The sequence below is a fragment of the Shimia sp. R9_1 genome (genome assembly GCF_017743775.1).
In the GTDB taxonomy this organism is placed as follows: Bacteria; Pseudomonadota; Alphaproteobacteria; order Rhodobacterales; family Rhodobacteraceae; genus Shimia.
Window position 1 is genome coordinate 158,622 of record NZ_JAGHRN010000007.1, and the last position, 22,270, is coordinate 180,891.

Annotated in this window: 21 protein-coding genes; 4 read left to right on the forward strand and 17 right to left on the reverse strand. The window is 60.9% G+C overall.

What is annotated here, in order from left to right; translation table 11 throughout:
- Positions 1–125 precede the first annotated feature (125 nt).
- The 4 genes from J7399_RS19035 to J7399_RS19050 all read left to right on the forward strand — a co-directional run bounded on the left by J7399_RS19035 (position 126) and on the right by J7399_RS19050 (position 2,721).
- Positions 126–344: a twin-arginine translocase TatA/TatE family subunit gene (locus tag J7399_RS19035; protein ID WP_209065315.1), complete on the forward strand. Its 219-nt coding sequence runs from the start codon at positions 126–128 to the stop codon at positions 342–344.
- A 17-nt stretch (positions 345–361) separates the two neighbouring features.
- A complete protein-coding gene (gene tatB, locus J7399_RS19040; RefSeq protein ID WP_209088912.1) occupies positions 362–832 on the forward strand; it encodes a Sec-independent protein translocase protein TatB in 471 nt (156 codons plus the stop codon).
- On the forward strand, positions 829–1,764 hold the full coding sequence (locus J7399_RS19045; RefSeq protein WP_209088915.1) for a twin-arginine translocase subunit TatC: 936 nt from the start codon (positions 829–831) through the stop codon (positions 1,762–1,764). Before tatB ends, J7399_RS19045 begins: the two co-directional genes overlap by 4 nt.
- Positions 1,765–1,881: 117 nt before the next feature.
- The gene (locus tag J7399_RS19050; RefSeq protein ID WP_209088918.1) at positions 1,882–2,721 is read left to right on the forward strand and encodes an ATP-binding protein; all 840 of its coding nucleotides are present in this window, start codon (positions 1,882–1,884) and stop codon (positions 2,719–2,721) included.
- 161 nt (positions 2,722–2,882) lie between these two features.
- Here J7399_RS19050 and J7399_RS19055 read toward each other — a convergent pair whose 3' ends face one another.
- The 17 genes from J7399_RS19055 to alr all read right to left on the reverse strand — a co-directional run bounded on the left by J7399_RS19055 (position 2,883) and on the right by alr (position 22,112).
- Entirely contained in the window at positions 2,883–4,100 is a 1,218-nt protein-coding gene (locus tag J7399_RS19055; protein WP_209088925.1) for a LysM peptidoglycan-binding domain-containing protein, read from the reverse strand.
- Positions 4,101–4,226: 126 nt separating this feature from the next.
- Positions 4,227–4,880 (reverse strand): protein-L-isoaspartate(D-aspartate) O-methyltransferase, encoded by a 654-nt coding sequence (locus tag J7399_RS19060; protein ID WP_209065310.1) that lies wholly within the window; start codon positions 4,878–4,880, stop codon positions 4,227–4,229.
- Positions 4,880–5,662: a 5'/3'-nucleotidase SurE gene (gene surE / locus J7399_RS19065; RefSeq protein ID WP_209065309.1), complete on the reverse strand. Its 783-nt coding sequence runs from the start codon at positions 5,660–5,662 to the stop codon at positions 4,880–4,882. Before surE ends, J7399_RS19060 begins: the two co-directional genes overlap by 1 nt.
- A gap of 187 nt (positions 5,663–5,849) precedes the next feature.
- Complete coding sequence (locus J7399_RS19070; RefSeq protein ID WP_209065424.1) at positions 5,850–6,524, reverse strand: SDR family NAD(P)-dependent oxidoreductase; 675 nt, start codon at positions 6,522–6,524, stop codon at positions 5,850–5,852.
- An 84-nt stretch (positions 6,525–6,608) separates the two neighbouring features.
- The gene (locus tag J7399_RS19075) at positions 6,609–6,866 is read right to left on the reverse strand and encodes a hypothetical protein (protein WP_209065308.1); all 258 of its coding nucleotides are present in this window, start codon (positions 6,864–6,866) and stop codon (positions 6,609–6,611) included.
- A gap of 242 nt (positions 6,867–7,108) precedes the next feature.
- On the reverse strand, positions 7,109–7,669 hold the full coding sequence (locus J7399_RS19080; RefSeq protein WP_209088928.1) for a DUF2199 domain-containing protein: 561 nt from the start codon (positions 7,667–7,669) through the stop codon (positions 7,109–7,111).
- A gap of 7 nt (positions 7,670–7,676) precedes the next feature.
- A complete protein-coding gene (gene purF / locus J7399_RS19085) occupies positions 7,677–9,206 on the reverse strand; it encodes an amidophosphoribosyltransferase (protein WP_209065306.1) in 1,530 nt (509 codons plus the stop codon).
- A 368-nt stretch (positions 9,207–9,574) separates the two neighbouring features.
- Positions 9,575–10,837: a TAXI family TRAP transporter solute-binding subunit gene (locus J7399_RS19090; protein WP_209088931.1), complete on the reverse strand. Its 1,263-nt coding sequence runs from the start codon at positions 10,835–10,837 to the stop codon at positions 9,575–9,577.
- A 238-nt stretch (positions 10,838–11,075) separates the two neighbouring features.
- The gene (locus J7399_RS19095; RefSeq protein ID WP_209065304.1) at positions 11,076–11,630 is read right to left on the reverse strand and encodes a CvpA family protein; all 555 of its coding nucleotides are present in this window, start codon (positions 11,628–11,630) and stop codon (positions 11,076–11,078) included.
- 81 nt (positions 11,631–11,711) lie between these two features.
- Positions 11,712–13,079, reverse strand: coding sequence for a DNA repair protein RadA (radA, locus tag J7399_RS19100; RefSeq protein ID WP_209065303.1), 1,368 nt, complete (start codon positions 13,077–13,079; stop codon positions 11,712–11,714).
- A 14-nt stretch (positions 13,080–13,093) separates the two neighbouring features.
- Positions 13,094–13,531 carry a paraquat-inducible protein A gene (locus tag J7399_RS19105; RefSeq protein WP_209080224.1) on the reverse strand — a complete coding sequence of 146 codons (438 nt, stop codon included), beginning with the start codon at positions 13,529–13,531 and terminating at the stop codon, positions 13,094–13,096.
- Between the two features lie 87 nt (positions 13,532–13,618).
- Positions 13,619–14,944 (reverse strand): HlyD family efflux transporter periplasmic adaptor subunit, encoded by a 1,326-nt coding sequence (locus tag J7399_RS19110; RefSeq protein ID WP_209088934.1) that lies wholly within the window; start codon positions 14,942–14,944, stop codon positions 13,619–13,621.
- A complete protein-coding gene (locus J7399_RS19115; protein WP_209088937.1) occupies positions 14,941–17,016 on the reverse strand; it encodes an ATP-binding cassette domain-containing protein in 2,076 nt (691 codons plus the stop codon). The genes J7399_RS19110 and J7399_RS19115 overlap by 4 nt, the downstream gene beginning before the upstream one ends.
- Before the next feature lie 7 nt (positions 17,017–17,023).
- A complete protein-coding gene (locus J7399_RS19120; protein WP_209088940.1) occupies positions 17,024–19,438 on the reverse strand; it encodes a calcium-binding protein in 2,415 nt (804 codons plus the stop codon).
- A 111-nt stretch (positions 19,439–19,549) separates the two neighbouring features.
- Positions 19,550–20,296, reverse strand: a complete 747-nt coding sequence (locus J7399_RS19125) for an ATP-binding cassette domain-containing protein (RefSeq protein ID WP_209065299.1) — start codon at positions 20,294–20,296, stop codon at positions 19,550–19,552.
- Positions 20,293–21,078 carry an ABC transporter permease gene (locus J7399_RS19130; RefSeq protein WP_209065298.1) on the reverse strand — a complete coding sequence of 262 codons (786 nt, stop codon included), beginning with the start codon at positions 21,076–21,078 and terminating at the stop codon, positions 20,293–20,295. The genes J7399_RS19125 and J7399_RS19130 overlap by 4 nt, the downstream gene beginning before the upstream one ends.
- The gene (gene alr, locus J7399_RS19135; protein ID WP_209065297.1) at positions 21,075–22,112 is read right to left on the reverse strand and encodes an alanine racemase; all 1,038 of its coding nucleotides are present in this window, start codon (positions 22,110–22,112) and stop codon (positions 21,075–21,077) included. The genes J7399_RS19130 and alr overlap by 4 nt, the downstream gene beginning before the upstream one ends.
- Positions 22,113–22,270 lie beyond the last annotated feature (158 nt).

Below are 22,270 nucleotides of genomic sequence, written 5' to 3' on the forward strand. Positions count from 1 at the left end.
GGGGAAAACCCGTGATTTGACTGGATTTACACCTGCGCTCGCCTTTTCGGGGGGCGGCTCAGGGGGTAGGTAAAAGGCAGATCACTACATTCGGGGCCAACGCCCCACCAAGAAGGAGAGACATCATGGGTATTGGAAACATCGGTCTGCCCGGCATTCTGCTGATCGCGGTTGTGGTTCTGGTGCTGTTTGGTCGCGGTAAGATCAGCGGTCTGATGGGCGAAGTCGGCAAAGGCATCACCTCGTTTAAGAAAGGCATCAACGAAGGCCAGCAGGAGCTGGAAGAAGACGCCGCAGATGCCGCCAAAGACGTGACCCCATCTGACGACAAAGACAAAGTCTGATCTGAGGCCAATCCAATATGTTTGATTTGGGTTTGCCGGAGCTCCTGGTCATTGGCGTTGTCGCGTTGATCGTGGTCGGGCCCAAGGATCTGCCGGTTCTGTTCCGCTCTGTGGGCCGCTTTGTCGGCAAGGCCAAGGGCATGGCGCGCGAGTTTTCCTCCGCCATGAACCAGGCCGCTGATCAGGCGGGCGTCAAAGACGTCACCGACACCATCAAAGGCGCCACTGACGGGCTCAACAAAGTGTCCAATCCGCTCAAAGCGGCCAGCGATGCTTTTGCCGACAGTGCCAATGAGGTGAAACGCTCCATGAGCTATGAGCCGGGGGCCGAAACCACCCGCCTGTCCAAAGAGCGCGCCGAGGCGGCTGAAAAGATCCGCAAAAAATCGGCAGAAATGGCGCAGGCCCGCTTGGATAAGGAAGCCGCTGAAAAGGCCGCTGCTGAGACTGCGGAGCAAGAGGCTGCGCCCAAGAAAGATGATGCATGAGCAACACCGACGAGATTGATGACAGCTCCGCCCCCTTGATTGAGCATCTGGCAGAGCTGCGCACGCGGCTGATCCGCTCCGTGCTCGCCTTCATCGTGGCGATCAGCTTCTTCTTTGTGCCGATTGGCGGGCAGTTCATCGCAGAACATGTGCTGCACTTCCTGGTGGCGCCCATTGTCGAGGTACTGCGGGATCTGGGCGATCCGTCCCCAACATTGCAATTTACCTCGCCGCAGGAGTACCTGTTCACGCTGTTCCGCATTTCCATGGTGGGCGGCTTTGCCTTGGCCTTCCCGGTAATCGGCTATCAGCTCTGGCGCTTCGTGGCGCCCGGCCTCTACAAAAGTGAGCGCGGCGCGTTTCTGCCCTTCATGATCGCTTCGCCGTTCATGTTCCTGCTGGGGGCCAGCTTTGCACAGCTCGTTGTGACCCCGCTGGCGATGCAGTTCTTCCTCGGCTTTGCCGATGTGGCCTCTGTGTTTGCCAACCTTATGGCGCCAGCCGTTGAGGACGTGCCCGGCACGGTCGCTGCGGCCACGCCGCAGGCAAGCGAAGGCGTACAGATCACCTTCTTTGGTAAGGTCAACGAAAGCCTGGATATCACGCTGAAGTTCATCATGGCCTTTGGTCTCTGCTTCCAACTGCCGGTGCTGCTTACGCTGATGGGCAAGGCGGGTCTGGTCAGTGCAGAGGGGCTCGCGTCGGTTCGCAAATACGCCATGGTGGGTATTCTTGTGCTGGCCGCGCTGGTGACTCCGCCTGATGTTGTGACACAGCTGATCCTCTTCACCGTGGTCTATGGCCTCTATGAGATTTCGATCTTCCTTGTGCGCCGTGTGGACAAACAGCGCATCGCCAAGCTCAAAGAAGAGGGCGTCTATTTTGAGGATGACGAAGAGGCCGAAGACCTCGCCGACGTCGACACCAAATAGAGCTCACAATGACCTTTTAGAAACGCGCCCCAATCGGGCGCGTTTTTCCTTTGTGTCATCCCCTTGTTGTTGCGCACAGAAAATGGTCTGTAACGACAGCAACACCGGAGGCCCGCCATGGATGACACCACTTTGACCCGCATCGCCGAAGCGCTTGAGCGCCTGTCCCCCGCGCCGCTGGCCGCGCCGGATTTTGCCGCTGAGGATGGGTTTGTCTGGCATGTGGATCCCGACCGGCTGGAACCGGTTCCGGAGATCAACCGCGTATCGCTCGATCTGCTTGTGGGTATTGACCGCTCTCGTGACACGCTTCTGGAAAACACCCGCCAGTTTGCGCGCGGATTGCCCGCCAACAACGCACTGCTCTGGGGCGCGCGCGGCATGGGCAAATCCTCCATTGTCAAAGCGGTGCATGCGCAGGTGCTCTCCGAAGGCCACGCTCTCAAAATCGTCGAGCTGCAGCGCGAAGACCTGCCCTCTGTTGCGCGGCTTCTGAACCTGCTGCGCGCCAGCTCCGAACGCTTTCTTCTGTTCTGTGACGACCTCAGCTTTAGTCATGACGACCAGCACTATAAATCGCTCAAAGCGGTGCTGGATGGCGGCATCGAAGGGCGTCCGGACAATGTGGTCTTCTACGCTACCTCCAACCGCCGCCACCTGATGCCGCGCGACATGATCGAAAACGAACGCTCCAGCGCCATCAACCCGTCTGAAGCGGTGGAGGAGAAAGTCTCCCTCTCAGACCGTTTTGGCCTCTGGCTTGGCTTCCACCCCTGCTCGCAGGATGACTACCTCGCGATGATCGACGGCTACTGCGCCGCCCACGGCGTTTCCGTTGACCCAGAGCGCCTGCGCGCGGAGGCCATCGAATGGCAAGCCACTCGCGGCGCCCGCTCCGGTCGCGTCGCCTGGCAATTCTTCCTCGATCTCGCAGGCCGCGAAGGCGTCAAAGTGTAACGCACACGGCGGCCTGCGCTTCTCATTCGTCAAATATCCCGGGTGAAGTCACAACGCCGTTGTGACGAGGGCAGCGCCCTCTCTGCGTGCACCTGTGTTGTGCGCGCCTCGGCTGCGCAGGCTAAAAACAGCCCCGCCACCAAGCTCAGTCACGCGGCGACTTATTTCAGGTAAGGCGCCGGGTCCACGCTGTCAAAACCATCACGCACTTCAAAATGCACAAAGGCGTTTTCTTCGGGCAGCTGCGCCATGGGCTGTCCGCGTTTCACATTGGAGCCTTTGGACACTTTCACATCGGCAACGTTGTAATAGACCGTCATCAGGTTGTTGGGGTGGCGCACCACCAGAATGGTCACATCATCCGCATCCGTGGTGATCGCCGCCACTTTGCCGTCTGCGGCCGCCAAGACCGGTGCACCGGCATCCCCCGCGATGTCGATCCCGTTGTTCTTGCCCTTGGCATAGGGGCGGATGATCTTGCCGGACACAGGATAGCCCATTGCAGCTTGGGACGCGCTCTGTTGCGCGCCCAGATCCGGGCTTTCAGGTTTTGGCGCAGCGGCCACTTTGGCGGCGGTCGCATCATCTGGTAGCGGTTTGGATGCGCTCGGTGGCGTGGGGGTGGGAGAGCCTTCCCCCGGCTTGGTGGTCGCCACGGTCGACACCGCAGCCGGTGCCGGTGCAGCAGCGCTTGGATCGGCTGGCGGGATCAGCAGGATCTGGTTCTCGCGAATGGTGAAATCGCTGCCCAACCCGTTCCATTCCGCCAGCGAGCGCACGGACACATTGTAAAGCCGCGCGATGGTGAAGGCGGTTTCCCCGCGTTTCACCTTATGGCGCACCGGCTCAAGCCCGGTCTGCGCGTTTTCCGATGGGGTTGTGACCGGGGCCGCTGCGGGGGCAAGCGAGCTGGTCTGCACCTCGGTGGTGTTGGCGCTTTCAATCGCCCCACCAGCCAGCGCGGCAATATCCACGCCGCCCGGAGGCACGATCACGCCAGTGCCCCCTGTGGCTGGCGATGGTTCAGCCACACGGTAGGGCAGCACAATCACCTCATCCTGACGCAGCTTCACGTCCGGCGCGATGCCGTTGGTGCGGCTGAGCTCCGCGACGGGAATGCCCACACGGGCGGACACATCCTGCAAGGTGTCGTCCCGCTGGGCCACAGCCACCTGATAGTTCGGATAGGAAATCACACCGCGGTTGTCGGGGTTGGGGCGCTTGGAGGTGGCGGTCAGCGCCGCATCAGAGGTGTCCAGCGCACTGCCCGCCGCATCGCCCCGCAGATCATAGTCAAACCCGCCTTCACAGGCGGCCAGCACGCTTAGGGCAAGTCCTGCGCTGATAAAGCGGGTGCGCTTTGCTTGCAAAAAAACCATCTCGATATCCTCACGTGCGGTCCCTTGCGAAGGGGTCTGATGCCATGACCGCTTTGGTTCTGTTTACTACATTGCTGCCCAGATGGGCGACGCTGCCCCCTTTGCCAAGGGGAAAGCCCTGAAAAATCAATCGTTTTCCCGGGCGACACCTTCCAGCAAAGGCACAAAGCGCACCGCCCGCAACTCGTCATAGTCAAACCCGTCTTCGGTGCGCCGCACCCGGATCAAACTCTGAACCGCGTCCGACTGCCCGACAGGCACCACCATGATACCGCCGATCTTGAGCTGCGCCAAGAGGGGCCCCGGCGGGTCCTCTGCCGCGGCGGTGACAATGATGCGATCAAAGGGTGCCTGATCGGGCAGGCCAAAGCTGCCGTCCCCGATCAGTGAGGTGATGTTCACGATGCCCATGGCGTCAAACACGCCGCGCGCCTCATGCACCAGCCGCTTGTGCCGGTCCACGGTGTAAACCCGCCGCGCCAGCTGCGCCAGAATGGCCGCCTGATAGCCCGAGCCTGTGCCCACTTCGAGCACCTTGTCACGTGAGGTGACTTCTAGCGCCTGGGTCATCAGGCCGACAACAGAAGGCTGCGAAATGGTCTGCCCGCAGGCAATCGGCAGCGGGGTGTCCTCATAGGCGCGCTCCGCAAACAGCCCGCGCACAAAGGGGCCACGGTCCACGGCCTCCATCGCGCCGAGCACCGCCGGGTCCGTCACCCCGCGCGAGCGCAGCGCAAAGAGGAACTGCATTTTGCGTTCTGCAAGCGCGTCCGGATCCATTATTCGATGTCTTTCAGTGCCTTCAGGGCGTCATGCGCGGTCAGATCGGCGCGCATCGGCGTGACAGAGATATAGCCGTCCAGATTGACAGCGGCGTCGGTGTTCTCTGCGGTTTTGACCTGCTGATTGCCGCCTTTGGCCCAGAGGAAACGACGCCCGGAGGGGGATGTGTGCGGCTCCACAGAGAAACAGGTGTCCTGCCGCAGCCCCTGCGCGACAACGCGCACGCCTTTCACATCCGCTGCCAGCACGGGGGGGAAGTTGATGTTATAAAACAGGCCATAGGCAGAGCCGTTTGGCACCTCGGTGGCAAGGATCTTGCGCAGCACATCGGCGCCATGCTGGCCTGCGGCCTCAAACGGATCTTCCGCCGTGTAGTTTTGCGGGCCCAAGAATTGGGAGAGCGCAAAGGAGGGGATGCCCTGCAGCGCCCCTTCAATGGCCGCGCCCAGAGTGCCGGAATAGAGCGCGTTTTCTGCAGAGTTGTTGCCCCGGTTGACGCCGGAGAGGATCAGATCGGGCTGCGCCTCTTTCATCACATCATGCACACCGGCCAGCACACAGTCCGCCGGGCTGCCCTCGGCGGCAAAGCGGCGCTCGCCCATTTTGGCGATCATGGTGGGGTGGGTGTAGCTGATGCAATGGCCGACACCGGATTGCTCAAAGGCCGGTGCCACACACCAGACTTCGCCCTCTGCTCCGGCGAGCTCGTTGGCGATCTTTTCCAAAACGGCCAAACCGGGCGCGTTGATGCCGTCGTCATTTGTGATGAGAATGCGCATGGTGCCTGCCCCCAAATCTCGCCGCGTCTCAAGGCCGGAACCTTGCTGATTTGCTTCTGTCTAGTTGAGCTGCCACGGCGGAGCAAGCGCCACAGTCTGCCATGTGGCGCATGGGACGGTGACTGGGGAATCACCGTCACACTTCACCTGTCAGACATAGGTCGCTTGCCTTAAGGCGGCGTCAGGCTCAGAGGTCGAGCTCCGCCATCAGCCGCGCCGCTTCATCGCGCGGATGGGCCAGCGTTGCGCGGTCTTCCCCGGGGAAGAAGCGGGCGCGCGTGCCGGTGGGCATGCCTTTGGGCGCGAGGATCGAAACCTTCGGTCCGATGTTTGCGGTTTCCGCCTGCCAGCTCTTGGCCAGCGCGATCTGCGCACCTTTGGTGGCGCCATAAGAGCCAAAAAACTTCTCGCCCGCACGCGGATCATCAAAAAACACCGCATGGCCCGCGTGGCCCAGAAGCGGGCTCAGGAAGGGGATCAACCGCCCCACAGCGTCCAGATTGATCGCCACGGATTTCTGCCAGTCTTTGGCGTCGATGTGATCTGCGGGCGTGAGCGGCGCACCATGGGCGGCGGTGTGTACCCACAGGTCCACTTTGCCCCAACGGTCATGGATCGAGCGGCACAGCTGCGCCATCGCATCGGCATTGGTGATGTCCATCGGCGCCAGCGTGGCCTGTCCACCCTTGGCTTGGATGCGGTCATCCAGCTCTTCCAGCGCGCCTGTGGTGCGGGCGACCGCAACCACGTGATAATCCGGCGCAAGCGCTTCGGCGAAAGCGGCCCCAAGGCCACGGGACGCGCCAGTGATCAGCGCGATCTTGTCGCCCGAAGGCGCGGAGGAAACTGGAGTATCGGTCATGGCCACTGGAATGCGGCCAATGGGCAGTAAGGTCAAGGGGCAAGCGCTGGCGTCAATGTCGCAGCGCTGCCCCTCGGTTGACCGCTATTTGGGCATCGACAGCCGTGTCGCGCCATGCCCGCTGTTGAGCACGATGCTGTGGGCGTCAATCGCCAGCACCTTGCCAGATGGCGTGCGATCCCCAGGTTGCACGCGCAAGGTCCGGCCGCTGCGCGTCATCAATAAAGCGCGCGGCCGTGTTTGTGATCCCATAACGCCAATCAGCGTCAGTCGAGATCGGTTCTTCAAGACACCGCTCTGTGTGGCCTGTTCGGCCACCTGCGAAGGCGTTCTGGAGGTCATGGGCTATCCCGGTGTGTGAGTGGTGGCGGCCTTATAGAGATAGCTCCGCTGACTGCCACCGCTGAATACCGGGATGTTGGTTAATGAAAGCTGAATGCCGCCGAGAATGCGCGAATGGCCCAATAAAATAAGCGGATTTCAGCCAGTCGGGGGAGGGAGGATTGGTCTGGGTTGAGGTGTAAATTGCCCCATTCGACCCTGAGGTGAGGCGGCGTCTTGGCAAGGCCGCCGAGAGGGGGCAGTCAGAGGTCTGGGCGAATGTCGTTGCCGGTTGCCGCGTAAAGATCCAGCAGGGCATCAAAGGTGATTCCCGCCTTTTGCGCCTCTGCCAGCGGCCCGTCCTTGAGGCTAAGCCTTGGCCGCTCCTGCGCCCCACCCGCGATCAGCGCGCCTTCAAGCGGGGTCTCGCTTTCAAAGCCGGGGATGTCATTCATCAGCCAGGCGGTACAGCCCTCAAACCCGGGCGTTTCGCCTGTGGCATCGTCGAGATAGCGGTAGAAATCAGCATCCGCCAAATGCGCCCAGATCACAAATTGCACGGCCTCGTCACTGCCCCTGATCGGCAGCGCCAGCATCGCCCGCACAAACCGCAGCCCGTCACATCGGCAGAGATCGGCGGAGAGCTTGTCGTCGCCAACCTCAAGAACCTCCTGCCCGCAGCCCTGCAAATCGCCATGCGGCCACGGATCCGGATGGTCATAGCCGATGTCGATCAACCCGCCAAAACTGCGCCCGCTCTTGGGGCTGACCCAGTCCGGATCATGCAGGCGACGCCAACGGCTATCCAGGGCAAGCAGGCTCACAGGTCGCTCAGCCCTGAGAGGTGGCCAAAGTTGCCCCGTTCCAGCTTGCGCCAGGTGCCGGAGCCTCCTTGATCTTCTTGCTCACCCGGCTGCTGTTTTCCAGATCGGCGAGATATTCCGCGGTCACACCGCCGGTGATGTACTCCCCGTCAAAGCAGGAACAGTCAAAGCGCGCGATCTCCGGGTTGCCTTCCTGCGCGGCCCAGATCAGGTCTTCGAGCTTCTGATAGAACAGCGCATCCGCGCCCAGTTCTTCGCGGATTTCCTCGATGCTCATGTCATGGGCGATCAGCTCATGTTTGGTGGGCATGTCGATGCCATAGACATTCGGGTGCGACACGGGCGGGGAGGCCGAGGCGATATAGACTTTCTTCGCGCCCGCTTCGCGGCACATCTGCACAATCTTCTTGATGGTGTTGCCGCGCACGATGGAGTCGTCAATCAACAGAATATTGCGCCCATCCATCTCACGCGGAATGGCGTTGAGCTTGCGGCGCACGGATTTCTGCCGCTCTTCCTGACCGGGCATAATGAAGGTCCGGCCCACATAGCGGTTTTTCACCAACGCTTCGCGGTAGCGGATGCCGGTGGCATTGCTGACCTCCAGCGCCACAGGGCGCGCGCTGTCCGGCACCGGAATGATCGCGTCGATCTCAAGCCCGCTTTCGGCAATCTGTTTGGCCAGTGTCTGCCCCATGCGCAGCTGCGCCTGATAGACGGACACCCCGTCGAGCACGCTGTCCGGACGCGCCAGATAAACATATTCAAAGATGCAGGGCGTCAACTCGCCCTCAACCGCCTGAAACTCATGCAGGTTGCCATCCATATCCACCAGCAGCGCTTCGCCGGGCTTCACATCGCGCATTTTCTCAAAGCCATTGATGCCAAAAGCCACGTCTTCGCTGGCAAAGGCATAGTCGTCACCTTCGCCATCTGCGGCGCGTTTGGCCACGGACAGGGGGCGGATGCCATGGGGGTCGCGGAAGGCCAGCATGCCAACACCGGCAATCAGGCAGATCACGGAATAAGCACCCTGCACCCGCTCCATGGTCATCTTTACACCGGCAAAAATATTGCGGATTGCATCGCCGCTGCCGTTCACTTTGATCGCGTCCGCCACTTTGTCCGCCAGCACGTTCAGCAGGATTTCACTGTCGCTGGTGGTGCGCAGATGACGGCTATACTTGCCGGTCACCTTCTCGCGCTGCGCATCTGTGTTGGTGATATTGCCGTTGTGCACCAGATAAATGCCATAAGGCGCGTTCACAAAAAACGGCTGCGCTTCGGCCGCGCTCAGGCTGCCCGCGGTGGGATAGCGCACATGGCCCATGCCCACGCGGCCGGTCAGGGTTTCGGCGTCGCTGGCCTGAAACACGTCTTTGACCAGACCATTGGCCTTGCGTTCGCGGAAAAACCCGCCGGTGTAGGTCACAACACCCGAGGCGTCCTGTCCGCGGTGCTGCAACATCAGCAGCCCGTCATAAATCTCCGCAAAAACATCGTCATTGCGATTGGCGATCCCCAGAATTCCGCACACGTGCAGCGCTCCTATCTTCGGACTAGGCTTGGCTAGATTGGGTGGTTAGGCACCTTCGCGACGCATGTGTTTGGCGCTTTTGGAAGGTCGGTGTCTCTGCACGTTGCGCGCGGGGCGCTTGGGTTCGGGTGCAAGTCCACCCGCCGCAAGAGGCGGCTGTGAATGGGGTATGGTTTCGCCCAATGATCACAGAGGTGGCTCCGAATCCCTGTTTCGTGCTGCGCCTGTCTTAAGCGCTCCGGTAATCTATGTCACGAAAGGATCACATTGGACGGGCCAGAAAGCGCGCCCTGTCGCCGCGTCGTTTTGGTTTTTGATCAAACGGTTAAATTAGTGGCGCAGAAAGGAGGGAAGGGCTGTGGCGATGCCTACTTTGCATCCACGCGCAGCTGCCCAATCCGTTTGCGCACCAAGTCGATATGCATCCGCGCGTGATAGGCGGTCTGCCGATAGGCCGGGGGCAGGCGCAGCTGCGAAATTTTGTAATCCACCGAATCCAGTGCCTTGGCGAGCCGCTTGAGGTCCTTGGCGCTTGAGCTGTCGCTGACCTTGGCCTCAATCTCGCGGATGTGGCTGTAGTGTTTCCAGACCTGCCAGCCGCGAAAATAGGAATAGATCATCGGGGCGATCCGCAGCAAGGGCAACAACAGGAACAGAATGGGCAGGATCAGCAGAAACAGCCGGTTGACCTGCGCCGCCATCCAATAGGGCAGCAGATTGTGCCAGGTCGACGGCCCCGTTTCGATCAATTGGCGGGCCACATTGTTTTCAGGCATGCCAATGCCTTCGGCCACTGGAAACGCTCCGCGCTCTGACAGGATGTCCCGCCCGGCATGCAGCTCTTTGGCTGCCATGGTCAGCCGGTTCACCAGCGCCGGATGCAATTTCGGATCAATCGCCATCTGCGCCTTTAGGGCCAACACATGCTGTGTTTCCGTGGGCTGCACCGGATCAAGCGCAATCGCCCCCACGGGGATATCAACGATATCGGCATACTCCATATGCCGCGCAATCGCCTGCGTGTAAGACAGCGGCAAAAGCGTGATCTCATCAGAGTTAAACGCCTGCGACAGATAGGGCGCCTCAATGCTGCTGACCAGAAAAGCCATGTCGAGCCCGCCTGCCTGCAGGGCGAAAATTGACTGCGCCGCGCCCAGCTCAAGCTCTTTGTTGTCCGCCTCGGGCAGGCCCACCGCCTCTCTGAAATCTGCAAAAGCGGCTGCGGTGCCGGAGCCAAGCGCGCCGCGCGAAATCTGCAGATCCCGCCACAACGCGGGATTTGAGGGCAATTGATGATCACTGCGCACAAGGAACAGCATCGGCTCATAAAACAGGCCGCCAATCGCCTCGGCCTTGCCCGGAGGCACCGTGATCCCGGCCTGCAAAAACGCGGCATCCACCGCGCCAAGCGTCAACAGTTCCGCATTGTCGACCGAACCGTTGGTGTAGAGGATCTGCACGTCAATGTCGTCACGCGCCAGAATATCGCGGTAGCGTTCCGCCATCAGCGCATAGGCACCGCCCCGCGCCCCCGCCGCCAGCGAGAGCGTTTTGGGCGGCAGCAAGACCGACACCACAAGGGCAATACAAAGCGCGACCGTCAGCGTCGTGAGGGCAATCCAAATGCGCATGAAAGGGCTCAAAATAGCTTGTTTCCCCGCACGGTAGCCGCCGTTTGTCCGCCAAACAAGAGGGCGGCGAACAGGCAGGCGCAATTGTATAAATCAGGCCGCCCCAAAGGACGTCTTGCGCACGCCAGCAAACACCAATGAGCTTTTGAAACCGAGATCGGTTGCCCCCGCGCATGAAAAAAGCCCGCCACCAACCGGTGCGGGCTTTCAGCAGGACTATGCAGAACGATGTGCTGTCTTACGCTTCGCAGACGCCAACCAGCTGTTCATATTGGGTGGTGATCCAACCCAGCGCTTCCTGTGGGTCGCGGTCGTCAATCTGGCGGGTGATGCGGCTGAATACTTCGGCCGAACGGCTGTCATCCACCATCGCGATAGACTGGCTGGTGATCACGGTCTCATAGACAAAGAAGGCAATCGCAACCAGCAGGATGCCGCGCAGCACTCCGAAGATAAAGCCAAGGCCCTGATCCAGCCCACCCAGTGCAGATCGCTGCACGATGGAGGAGAACAGCGGCGTGAACAGCGAGACCACCACCAGCGACAGCGCAAAAACAGCGGCAAAGGCGGCGATGATCGACAATTCACAGCTGTCGGCCAGATATTCACCCAGAATGGGCACTTCTTTGACCAGCGGCTGGAGAGATCCGGCAAACATGAAGGCCAGCACAGCGGCGGCAACCCACCCGGCGATGGCCATGGTTTCCCGCACAACGCCGCGGCTGTAGGCCAGCAGCGCCGAAATTACGATGATGCCCGCAACGACGGCATCGATGATGGTGAAACCTTCCATGTAGTCCTGTCCCTTATGACCGGCCCTGTGACCGGCCCCGGTTTGCCTTGCGGCGTCTGTTTTTACGTGCGTCCGTCCCCGTCAGCCCGCTCCGAATACTTCGCCCACAAAACTTGCCAAATCTCCAATACGGTTCAGCTTTATGCCATCAACTGTGTTGGTTTTGCCGCCCTTTGGCGCGATTGCCGATGAGAAACCAAGTTTTTGGGCTTCTTTCAACCTATTTTCCGTCTGACTCACCGCGCGCAGCGCGCCAGACAGGCTGATTTCGCCAAAAACCACGGTATCGGCGGGTAAAGCGCTGTCTTCTCGGGCGGAAACCAGCGCGCAGGCCACCGCAAGGTCTGCGGCTGGTTCGCCGATTTTCATGCCGCCCGCCACATTGAGGTACACATCCAGCCCCGCAAAGGGGATGCCACAGCGCGCTTCCAGCACCGCGAGAATCATCGCAAGCCGCCCGCTGTCCCAGCCGACAACCGTGCGGCGGGACTGGCTGTGCGGTGACGGGGCCACCAAGGCCTGCAATTCTGTCAGCACGGGGCGGGTGCCTTCGATCCCGGCAAACACCACGCTTCCCGGTGTCGGCTGGCCGCGATCAGATAGAAACAGCGCGCTTGGATTGCCCACTTCCACCAGCCCGCGGCCGGTCATTTCAAAAACGCCGATTTCATCCGCGGGACCAAAGCGGTTTTTGACGGCGCGCAGAATGCGGAACTGATGGCCGCGCTCGCCCTCAAAATAGAGCACCGTATCGACCATATGTTCCACCACGCGGGGGCCAGCGATTTGCCCCTCTTTGGTGACATGTCCCACCAGAATGATCGCCATGCCTTTGCGCTTGGCAAAGGCCGTCAGCTCATGCGCCGCCGCGCGCACCTGACTGACAGAGCCCGGCGCGCTGCCGACGTTGTCACTCCACATGGTCTGGATGGAATCGATGATGGCAAGCTGCGGCCGTTCGGCCTCCAGCGTGGTCAGGATGTCGCGCAGATTTGTTTCGGCGGCCAAAAGCACGGGGCTTTCCGTCAGCTGCAGCCGTTGCGCCCGCATCCGCACCTGCGCGCTGGCTTCCTCGCCGCTCACGTAGATGGTTTTGACACCTTGACGCGCAAACCGCGCGGCGGCCTGCAACAGCAAGGTGGATTTGCCGATCCCCGGATCGCCGCCCACCAGCAAGGCGCTTGCCGGCACCAGCCCGCCACCCAGCACGCGGTCAAGTTCCTTCACACCGCTGATGGTGCGCGGCGGCGGGGTTTCCTTGGTGGCCAGATCAGACAGCTCGATCCGCCGTCCCTTCGCATTGCCAAGCGCGCTGCCTGCGGGGCCCGCCCCGAAAGGCGCCTCTTCAACGATTGTGTTCCATTCGCCGCAGGTTTCACAGCGTCCCGACCATTTGGAGGAGACGGCGCCGCAGGCCGAACATGTGAATTGGGTTTTGCTCTTTGCCATTGTGCCGTTTTGGATCACGACCGCTTGCGGGTCAAATGGCTAATTGTCAGCGATGCCAGAATACAGCCGGTGAAAAGATAAAGCCCCCAGCCGGTGTAAACCGTTACATGGCCCGCGCCTTTGGCGATCACGATATAAAGCGCGATCAGAAAAACATCGCCCATCGCCAGCTTTCCCAGAAACTCCAGCGTGGGCAAAGCTTTGCGGCGCAAGAGACCAAACTGAATGAGCGCAATGCCGATGACTTTCAGATAAGGGGCAAAAATCGCCAGAAACGTCACCAGAAGCGCCAGCGCCACATCCGTGCCCCACAAAGATTGCAGCCCGGAGACAATCGAAATCTCGCTGAGACCAAAAATCGGCAGCAGGCCCGCGCGCATCAGCGGCGCAAACCACGCAATCGGAAACAGGATCAGCAGCGAGAGATTGGCCAGACGCAAAACAGACTTCATAGGAACAGAGCTAGCCTGCACAACCGCGCCGCGCAAGGTCGCCTCATGGGGGAATAGCGTCACTCTCTTCCCTCCTCATTTGCATGTTCAATCCTGCATGGCCTTTTGCATAAATGACCAGAACGGCCCCATCAGATAAGCGCCAAAGGTGGTGCTGCGCCCGGTAAAGACCACTGTCACCGGCATATCGGTGGCCAAAGTGGCCTCATCTCCGAGCGTGGCCAAAAGTGCTGCGTGGTCCTCCGCATCAATCTGCGCAATCCCGTCATAGCCCATCACCGCGCCTTCTGCATTGCGGCGGGCTTCTGGTGACAGTGAGGTGATCGTCGCTTGCACCCGCGGATGGCTGCGCTGCGGGAGCGCTGCCACGGTCAGTTGGCCAGGCATGCCCACCCGCAGCTGATCAATCACCTGAGGGTGCGCCAGAAAAGACACCTGATGCCGCGCGCTTGGGCGGGCCAGTGTCAGAACCGTTTCCCCGCGTGGGATGACCATGGCGGCCGTGTCAAAATAGAGCGCGGCAACAATGCCTGCTTCTGGCGCGTGAATCTGCGCCTGATCTATCTGAGCGCTCAGGCGCAAAATCTGCCGCTTCAGCCGTGGGATCGCCTCTTCGAGTTGCGCAAGTCGATCCAAAAGCTGCTGACGAAACTCGAGTTTTTCGCGCATGACTTGCATTGCGGCCTGAATGGCCTGATTGCGCAAGGAAGACACTTCTGCGCGGTCCCGCTCCAGCGCGGCTTCGAGCTCCAGAATGTCCTCGCCAAGCGCATCCATATCAGCGGCGCGAAAGGCGCCCTCGGCCCGCAAGCTGGCATATCGTTTGTGCCGGGCCAGCATGGACAGGCGCTGCTCCTCACGTCGTGCCATACTTTGCGAAAGATGGATCATCCGCTCCTCAAGCGCGCCTTCCAAGGTGGCACTCATGTCGGCGCGCAGTTGCATGGCGGTTTGCATATTGCGCATACGCCGCACAGCCATCTGCGCTGCATCGCTGGTTTGCGCGCCATCGACCGCTTGCGGCAGCCGGTCTGACAGCGCCGCCCTGATGGCTGCGCGCTCTTCGATCATCGGGGTCAGCGCGGCCTGCAACGTGTCCCGTTCTGCGCGTTCCTGATCCACATCGAGTGTCATCAACACAGCGCCACGGGCCACCTCTTCATGCTGGTCCACATGGATCTGCGCGATTTTTCCCCCAAACGGATGCTGCACGTCATAGCTTGGGCGGACGGCATTCAAATGCCCGGACGCCGGAATGGACGTGGCCAGCGGCGCGAGCGACGCCCAGAGCGCAAACAACACCAGGGCGCCAAATACTGCGATGCAACCGATGCGCAGAGGGCGGGTGACTCGGGTTGGCAGATCGGTACTGGCCGGGTCGGGGGCGGCGGAGAATGCGGCTGCGTCACTCAATGTTGGGGCACTCCCTGCAGGGAGACGGGGCGTGTGGAAACGGCGGCGCAATAGACCGACTGACCGTCAATGTTTTGAATATCAAACCGGTCGCTCATCTGGGAGATCACCGCCAAAGCCGCCTCATCTCCGGGCAGGTCGGCCATCTTTGTGCTGGGTTGGCGCAGCAGCTCGGCGATTTTGCGGATTTTGGCATCGGCCTTGGTGCGCCCCTCCTCAGTAACCGTGATTTCACAGCTTTGATCGGAGAGGAAACGGAACAGGAAAACCGCCTGCCGTGGTGCGTCCTGCGCGCCACTGGCCTTGGTGAGGGTGAAGAGCTCTGTTGCAATAAGCTCGGCCCGGTTTGAGAGATCCGCATCTGAAGCCCGTGTGAACTGTGCGCTGACCCAATCGGTGAGATCCTGAAGGCTTGTGTCGCGCAACGGCAGCTCAATGCGCCGTCGTCCGCTGCTCATACGGCCCAGAACCTCGCCACGCGCACCAAAATCCGCCATGCGTCCGTTTTCTAACAGTAAAACGTGATCGGCGAGTCCCATCAGGCCGGATCGGTGCAACACCATCACCACCGTGGTGCCCTGTTTTTTCAGGCGTGCGAGCACGGCACAAAGCTGCCGCTCGCCTGCGGCATCAAGCAGGGCATTTGGCTCATCCAGAAACAGATATTTTGGCCGGTGATAAATCGCGCGCGCCAGCGCAACGCGTTGTTTTTGCCCGGCGGACAGCAGATAGGGCGCCGCGCCGATATCTGTGTCATAAGACTGCGGCAGGGCAGAGATCAGGCCGTGTACTCCGGCATTTTTGGCCGCCTCCACCACATCTGCGTCTGAGATGTCGGGCGCAAATCCAGCGATGTTTTGAGCCAGGGTGCCGTGAAACAGCTTCGCCTGCTGCGGCAGGTAGCCGATGTGGGCGGTGTGGCTTTCGCTTGGCAGGGTTTTGATTTCTGTCTCATCCAGCCAGACGGTGCCAATGGGGCAGGGGGTTGCGCCGCTCAGCGCCTCAAGAAGGGTGGTTTTGCCGCTGCCAGACGGGCCAATGATCACAAGGCAATGGCCTTTGGGAATTTGGAAGCTGACCCGATCCAGACGGGGCGGGGCACCACCGCCGCGAGGGGAAATAAGCCCGTCACATCGCAGGGCGCCGGACAGAGAGGGGATCTCTGTTCCGTCTATTTGCGTGGGTGCCGGCAGGTGCCGCAAGTGTTGGTAGGCGGTGCGGAAGGTACGCATGTCGGGCAGGGCCGCGATCACCGTTTCAAAGCTGCTGACCGTTTTGGTCAAAATCAGGCTGGCGGCGATCATGCCGCCGGCGCTGAGGGCATCATTGACCACCAGTGCGGCCCCCAGACTGAGGCCAAGCAGCTGCGACATGCTGCGCACAAAAGCGCTGGCTGCGTTGCTGCTCGCTGATAGCGGGGTGAGCTGATCTTCGATTTGGTTGCGTTCGGCCATGGTGCGCAGAAGCTTGGCGATCAAATTGCGGCTGAGCGCGGCGAGGCCGGGATGGGCGGCAAGATCCTGCACGTCTTTTTGCGCGGTGGTTTCGCCATCTGCGCATTGCGCCAGAAGGGCGCTGCGATGTGCCATGAGGGTTTTGGAGCCGATGCGCAGCGTGGCAGCAGCAGCGATCAGAGCGCAGGTTAGGGCGACAAACCAGGGGTGAATGATCCATAAGACCGTCAGGAACATTGGCAGCCAGGGCAGGCTTAAGGCTGCGGTCGCCGTCGGGCCGGAGATTCCGGTTTTCAGCTGTGACAGGGCGGCAATCCGATCCTGTTGCTCTCGGGGGGGAGAGCTGAGGATTGCGGGCAGGCTGATCCGTTCGCCCCAGCGCGCGGCGCATTGCAAGGTGATGTCGCGCAACCCGTCGACCACAGATTGCAGCAGCAGTGCTGCGGCTGCAACCAGCAACAGCAGCGACAGGGTGTGAAGGTTGCCGGTCGGGATCACGCGATCCAGCACCTGCATCATGAAGATCGGGCTGATCAGCACGGCAAGGTTAGAGATCGCGCTCAGGCCGAGGAGCGGGGGCAGCAACCTTTTGAGTTGCGTGAGGGGTGAGGCGTGCATGCTGGCCTCAGAGCAGGAAGTTTGTTTCGTCCAGATCGTCCGGATCAACAGATTTCAGGATCAAACGGTCATTGCTTTCGCCGCCGGTGAGGGCGGAGAGGTCGATCACCGTGGCCCAGCCCTGATCCTGGATATGGGCCCGCAGATCATCATAGCTGATGTCATAGCTTGAGAGGTCGATCACATCGTGGTCCACCTCAAAGTCATGGATCATGTCGCGCCCGTCGCCAGCGGAGGCGACAAAAGTGTCCGCATCGCCGTCTTTCCACCAATTGCCGCCCCAGAGGTGGTCATTGCCCGAGCCTCCTGAGATCGTGTCCGCCCCGGCGCCGCCGACCAGTTTGTCATCTCCGCCATCGCCGGAAAGGCTGTCGTTGCCGCTTTGGCCGTGGATATAGTCGCGCCCCGCGCCGCCCTCGGCGGTATCAGCGCCTTCACCCATTGTGAGATTGTCATTGCCTGCGCCGCCGCTTGCAAAGTCATCTCCTGTGCCGGCCATGATGCGGTCGCTGCCCGTATCGCCATGCAAGGCATCATCATCCGCGCCACCGTAGAGCGTGTCGTCACCGCCGCCGCCGTGCAGGGTGTCGTCGCCTTCGCCGCCCCGCAGATCGTCATTGCCGCCCTGATCGCTGAGCAGCTGCGGGTTGCGCAGCAGGATCGTGCTGTCAGTATCCACAGGGGCGAATGGATCAGGCGCGCGCGGGTCGACCGCACCATCGTTGCTGCCGGTGCTTTGGGCTTCGGCCATGAATTCGGAATAGGCGGTGCCTGCAGCCCAGTCGACCTCTACGCGGTAGATGCCCCCTTCGGCGGCGGTGCTGCCATCCAGATCATGGTCACCACGGTTGAGGCCAAAATAGAGGTTGCCCTCGCCATCCATGAAGACTGCGCCATAGGCGCCTTTGGGCATGCCGGAGCTCATGCCATCATCATAAAGCGTCGCAGTGATGGGCACGGAGCTGATGGCGGGGCTGCCGCCGTTGGGCACATCAGACACATCGATGCGGTGCACCGCACCCGGCTCGCCATTGCGGCCCGGGGATTCCACCGCGTAAAATGCGCCGTCCTGCGCGTTATAGGCCACGTCATAGGAACGCCCGCGAAACAGCCCGTCCGGCAGATCGTAGTTGATCGCCTGTGGATTGCCATTGGCATCAAGGGTGTCCACATCAATCTTGGTGACGCGGTTGAGGCTGGTTTGGAAGGTCCAGAGGTTCCCCTCGTCATCAAAATCGCCCACATAGTCCGCCACCGGTGTTTCCCCGACCCGGTAGGCGTAGCCTTCTGCATCGACCATCACCAAATCCCGTATGGAGACGGGATTGCCAAGCGCGTCGGTGCCGTTGGCTTTGGCGATGCCGTAGATCAGGTCATCTTCGGTGTTGAACCCAATGGCATTGATGCGCAGCCCGGTTGGGTGGCCGGCCAGTTCATATTGCTCGGTTTCCGGGTCAAACACATTGAGTTGCCCGTCGATCATCTGGAAAAGTTTGGATTGCCCGGGGGCAAAAGCCGCAACATGGGTTGTGTCTGCGCCGACTGTGACTTCCTTGAGGTAATAGGGCACGGGGCCAACAAAGATAATCTCGGAGTCCGTTTCTGGCGGGGCCACTTCTCGCAGGGTCAGCCCGCCGGCCTCGCCCGTGCCTGAGACCTCAAAGCTATGGGTTTCAAACACACCGGAGGTGGTCTCCACCGTGCCGATAACCTCTCCGTTCCAGAGCACCTCGACCTTGCCGCAGGCCGCGCCACCGGCAAGGTTGGCGGCCAACTCAAAGCTAACAGTATATGTTTCGCCAGCCTCGGTTTGCACCGACTGGCTGAGGGCGGTTTCGCCATCTGCCTCGCTCAAGGACCAGCCGCTTTGTGCGGCCATCTGACTGAGCGTGGCGGCGCCGCCGCCTGATCCGCTCAGCAGGTTGTTGTTCTGCAAATCGCCAAAAACCAGATCGTGACCCGCCCCGGCATTCACCGTGTCCGCGCCCATTCCGCCGACCGCCACATCGTGGCCGTCTTCCAGATTGAGCAGGTCGTCGCCTGTACCGCCGTCCACCGTGTCATTCCCGGTGCCTGCGTTCACGGTGTCGTCCCCTGCGCCGGAGGAGAGCAAGTCCTCCCCTCCGTTGCCCAGGACAACGTCGTCGCCGGCGCCGGTTGAAATCACGTCATTGTAGCTGCGGTTGGCGGCATCCCCGTTGGAGACAATGGCGTCAGGGTTATAAACCCAGCGCCCATCGACAAAGATCCACTCATTGCCCACCATATCCCCGGCGGCGAGGTCATTGCCCGCCCCCGATGTGATGGTGTCATCCCCGGCGTGGCCGTTTATCTTGTCCACGCCCGCGCCTGTGGTGAGGGTGTCGTCGCCCGTCGTGCCAATAACCTGATTGACCGGCGTCTGCGGCTCGTTTTCTGGCATACCAATATACCTTTTACCAATACACGCAGAACATTCTGAGAACAGAAGGTTGATAAAAGGTTAAATTATGCCGTGTGCCTTAGGTGGGCTGATCTCCTAAAGCGAGAGCACTCACCGCACCGCCTCGATTGGGCCTTCGGCGCTGCCCGAAATGAACTGGGTCACATAAGGATCGCCGCTGGCATCCATATCCGCCACGGGGCCGGTCCACTGGATCACCCCGCCATGCAGCATGGCCACATTGTCGGCAATCGCGCGCACAGAGCTCATATCGTGGGTGATGGTCATGGCCGTGGCCCCCATCTCCACCACGATTTCGCGGATCAAGTCATTGATGACGCCCGACATAATCGGGTCCAGCCCGGTGGTTGGCTCATCAAAGAAGATGATGTCAGGTTGCGCCGCAATCGCGCGGGCCAAGCCCACACGTTTCTGCATCCCGCCGGAAAGTTCGGACGGGTAGAGATCCGCCACATCCGGTGTCAGCCCCACGCGGCGCAGCTTTTCGATGGCAATCTCGCGCGCCTCGGCCTTGGGGCGTTTCAGGCTGCCGCGCAGCAGGCGGAAGGCCACATTCTGCCAGACAGACATACTGTCAAACAGTGCGCCGCCCTGAAACAACATGCCAAACTGGGCCAGAAATGCATCGCGGTCCCCGTGGGTGGTGTCTTTGCCATCCACCATGATCTGGCCGCTGTCCGGGCTCACCAGCCCCAGCACCGACTTCAGCATCACCGATTTCCCGGTGCCGGAGCCGCCGATGATCACCATGGAACTGCCTTTGGCAATCTCAAGGTTCACCCCGCGCAGCACCTGTTTGGGGCCAAAGCTCTTATGGACGTTGTCAAAGCGGATCATGAGGAGAAAAACAGCCCTGTCAGCACAAAGTTCGCGGCGAGGATCAACACAGCTGCGGCCTGCACCGAGCTTTTGGTGGCCTGGCCCACACCCTGTGCGCCGCGGCCGGAGTTCATCCCGAAGTAACAGCCCATGACCGCAGAGATCACACCAAAGGCGCAGCCTTTCACAAGGCTTGAGACAATGTCATTCAGATGCAGGAAGTTTGTGGTGTTCCGCACATAATTGGCTGGATTGAAGCCAAGGTTTTCCGTGGCCACCAGAAAGCCGCCATAAATACCAATCACATCGCCGATGCCCACCAGCACCGGGACCACAATCGCGGCGGCCAGCACACGTGGCGCGGTCAGATATTTCATCGGATGGGTCGACAGCGTCACCAGCGCGTCAATCTGCTCGGTCACCTTCATGGTGGCGATCTCGGCGGCAATCGAGCTTGTCACCCGCGCGGCCACCATCAGGCCGACAAGCACTGGGCCCAGTTCGCGCACCATACCAATGGCCACGATTTGCGGCACCACGCTTTCCACGGAAAACCGCGAAGAGCCGTCATAGATCTGCAGCGCCAGCGCACCGCCGGTGAAGATCGCGGTCATGCCCACCACAGGCAGGCTCAGCCAGCCGATGTTAAACAGCGCATTGAGAAACTCGCGGCCGTAAAACGGCGGGCGGAAGATATGGCTCAACGCCCCCCAAAGGAACAGCGCCACATCCCCGATGGTGTTGAGGATCGACAGCGTGTTGCGGCCAATCGCATTCAGAGGTTTGAGCAGAACACTCATGACACTTTATAGCGGCGCTGATAGCGCTGCCCCATGGAGGTCAGGATTTCATAGCCGATGGTGCCTGCCGCATCGGCCAGTGTGTCCACCGACTGGTGCTGGCCCAGCAGCTCCACCTCACGGGGTTCTTCTGACAGGTCGGTCACATCAATGCCGATCATATCCATCGAAATACGGCCAATCAGCGGACAGCGGGCCTCACCGGCAAACACGTCGACCTTTTCGCCCATGGCGCGGATGATGCCATCCGCATAGCCTGCGGCAATGGTCGCCACGCGGCTGTCACGCTCGGCAATCCAGGTGTTGGAGTAACCCACGCTTTCGCCTGCCGGCACATCGCGCACCTGAATGACAGGGATGCTGAGCGTTGTTACCGGCGTGGCTTCAACGAAGGGCATCCCGCCATAGAGCCCCACACCCGGACGGGTCAGATCAAAGTGATAATCAGACCCCAAGAGAATACCGCCGGTTGCGGCCAGCGAGCGGGGCACATCCAGCCCGTCGGTCATCTCTTTGAACGCGGCAAGCTGGCGCGGGTTCATCGGATGCTCCGGATCATCGGCGCAGGCCAGATGCGACATCAAAAGCGTTGGCCCGCGTTGCAGCACCAATTCGCGCACCGCGTCCCACTCCGGCGCTTCCAGCCCAAGACGGTTCATACCTGTGTCCAGCTGCACGCCAAACGGGTGCGCGGGCAGGGCTTCCACATGGCGAACGATTTGATCCACCGAGTTCAGCATCGGGGTCAGCCCCAGATCGCTGATCATATCGGTGTCGCCGCGCATATGACCGCTGAAGATATTGATCTCCGGATCCGGTCCCACCGCCTGTCGCAGCGACGCGCCTTCTTCGGCGGCAGCGACGAAAAAGCGGGTCACACCGGCGCGCATCAAAGCCCGCGCCACGCGGTCCGCGCCCAAACCATATCCATCCGCCTTCACCACGGCGGCGGTCTCTGCGCTTGTGCGCGCATCCAGCGCCCGCCAGTTGTGCAGCAGCGCGTCCAGATCAATTGTCAAAGTTGCAGTAGCCATGAAGGCGTTTGTTGACGCCTCACCGCACAAGGTCAAGGGCTAAGACGTGGCGAATTTTCGGATGCGGGGCTCTGTTTCGCTGTTGCGCAACGTCCGCTGCATAAACGATCTCGATTTGGCGGCTTTGTGAAAATGGCACCTACGCAATACCGTAGGGA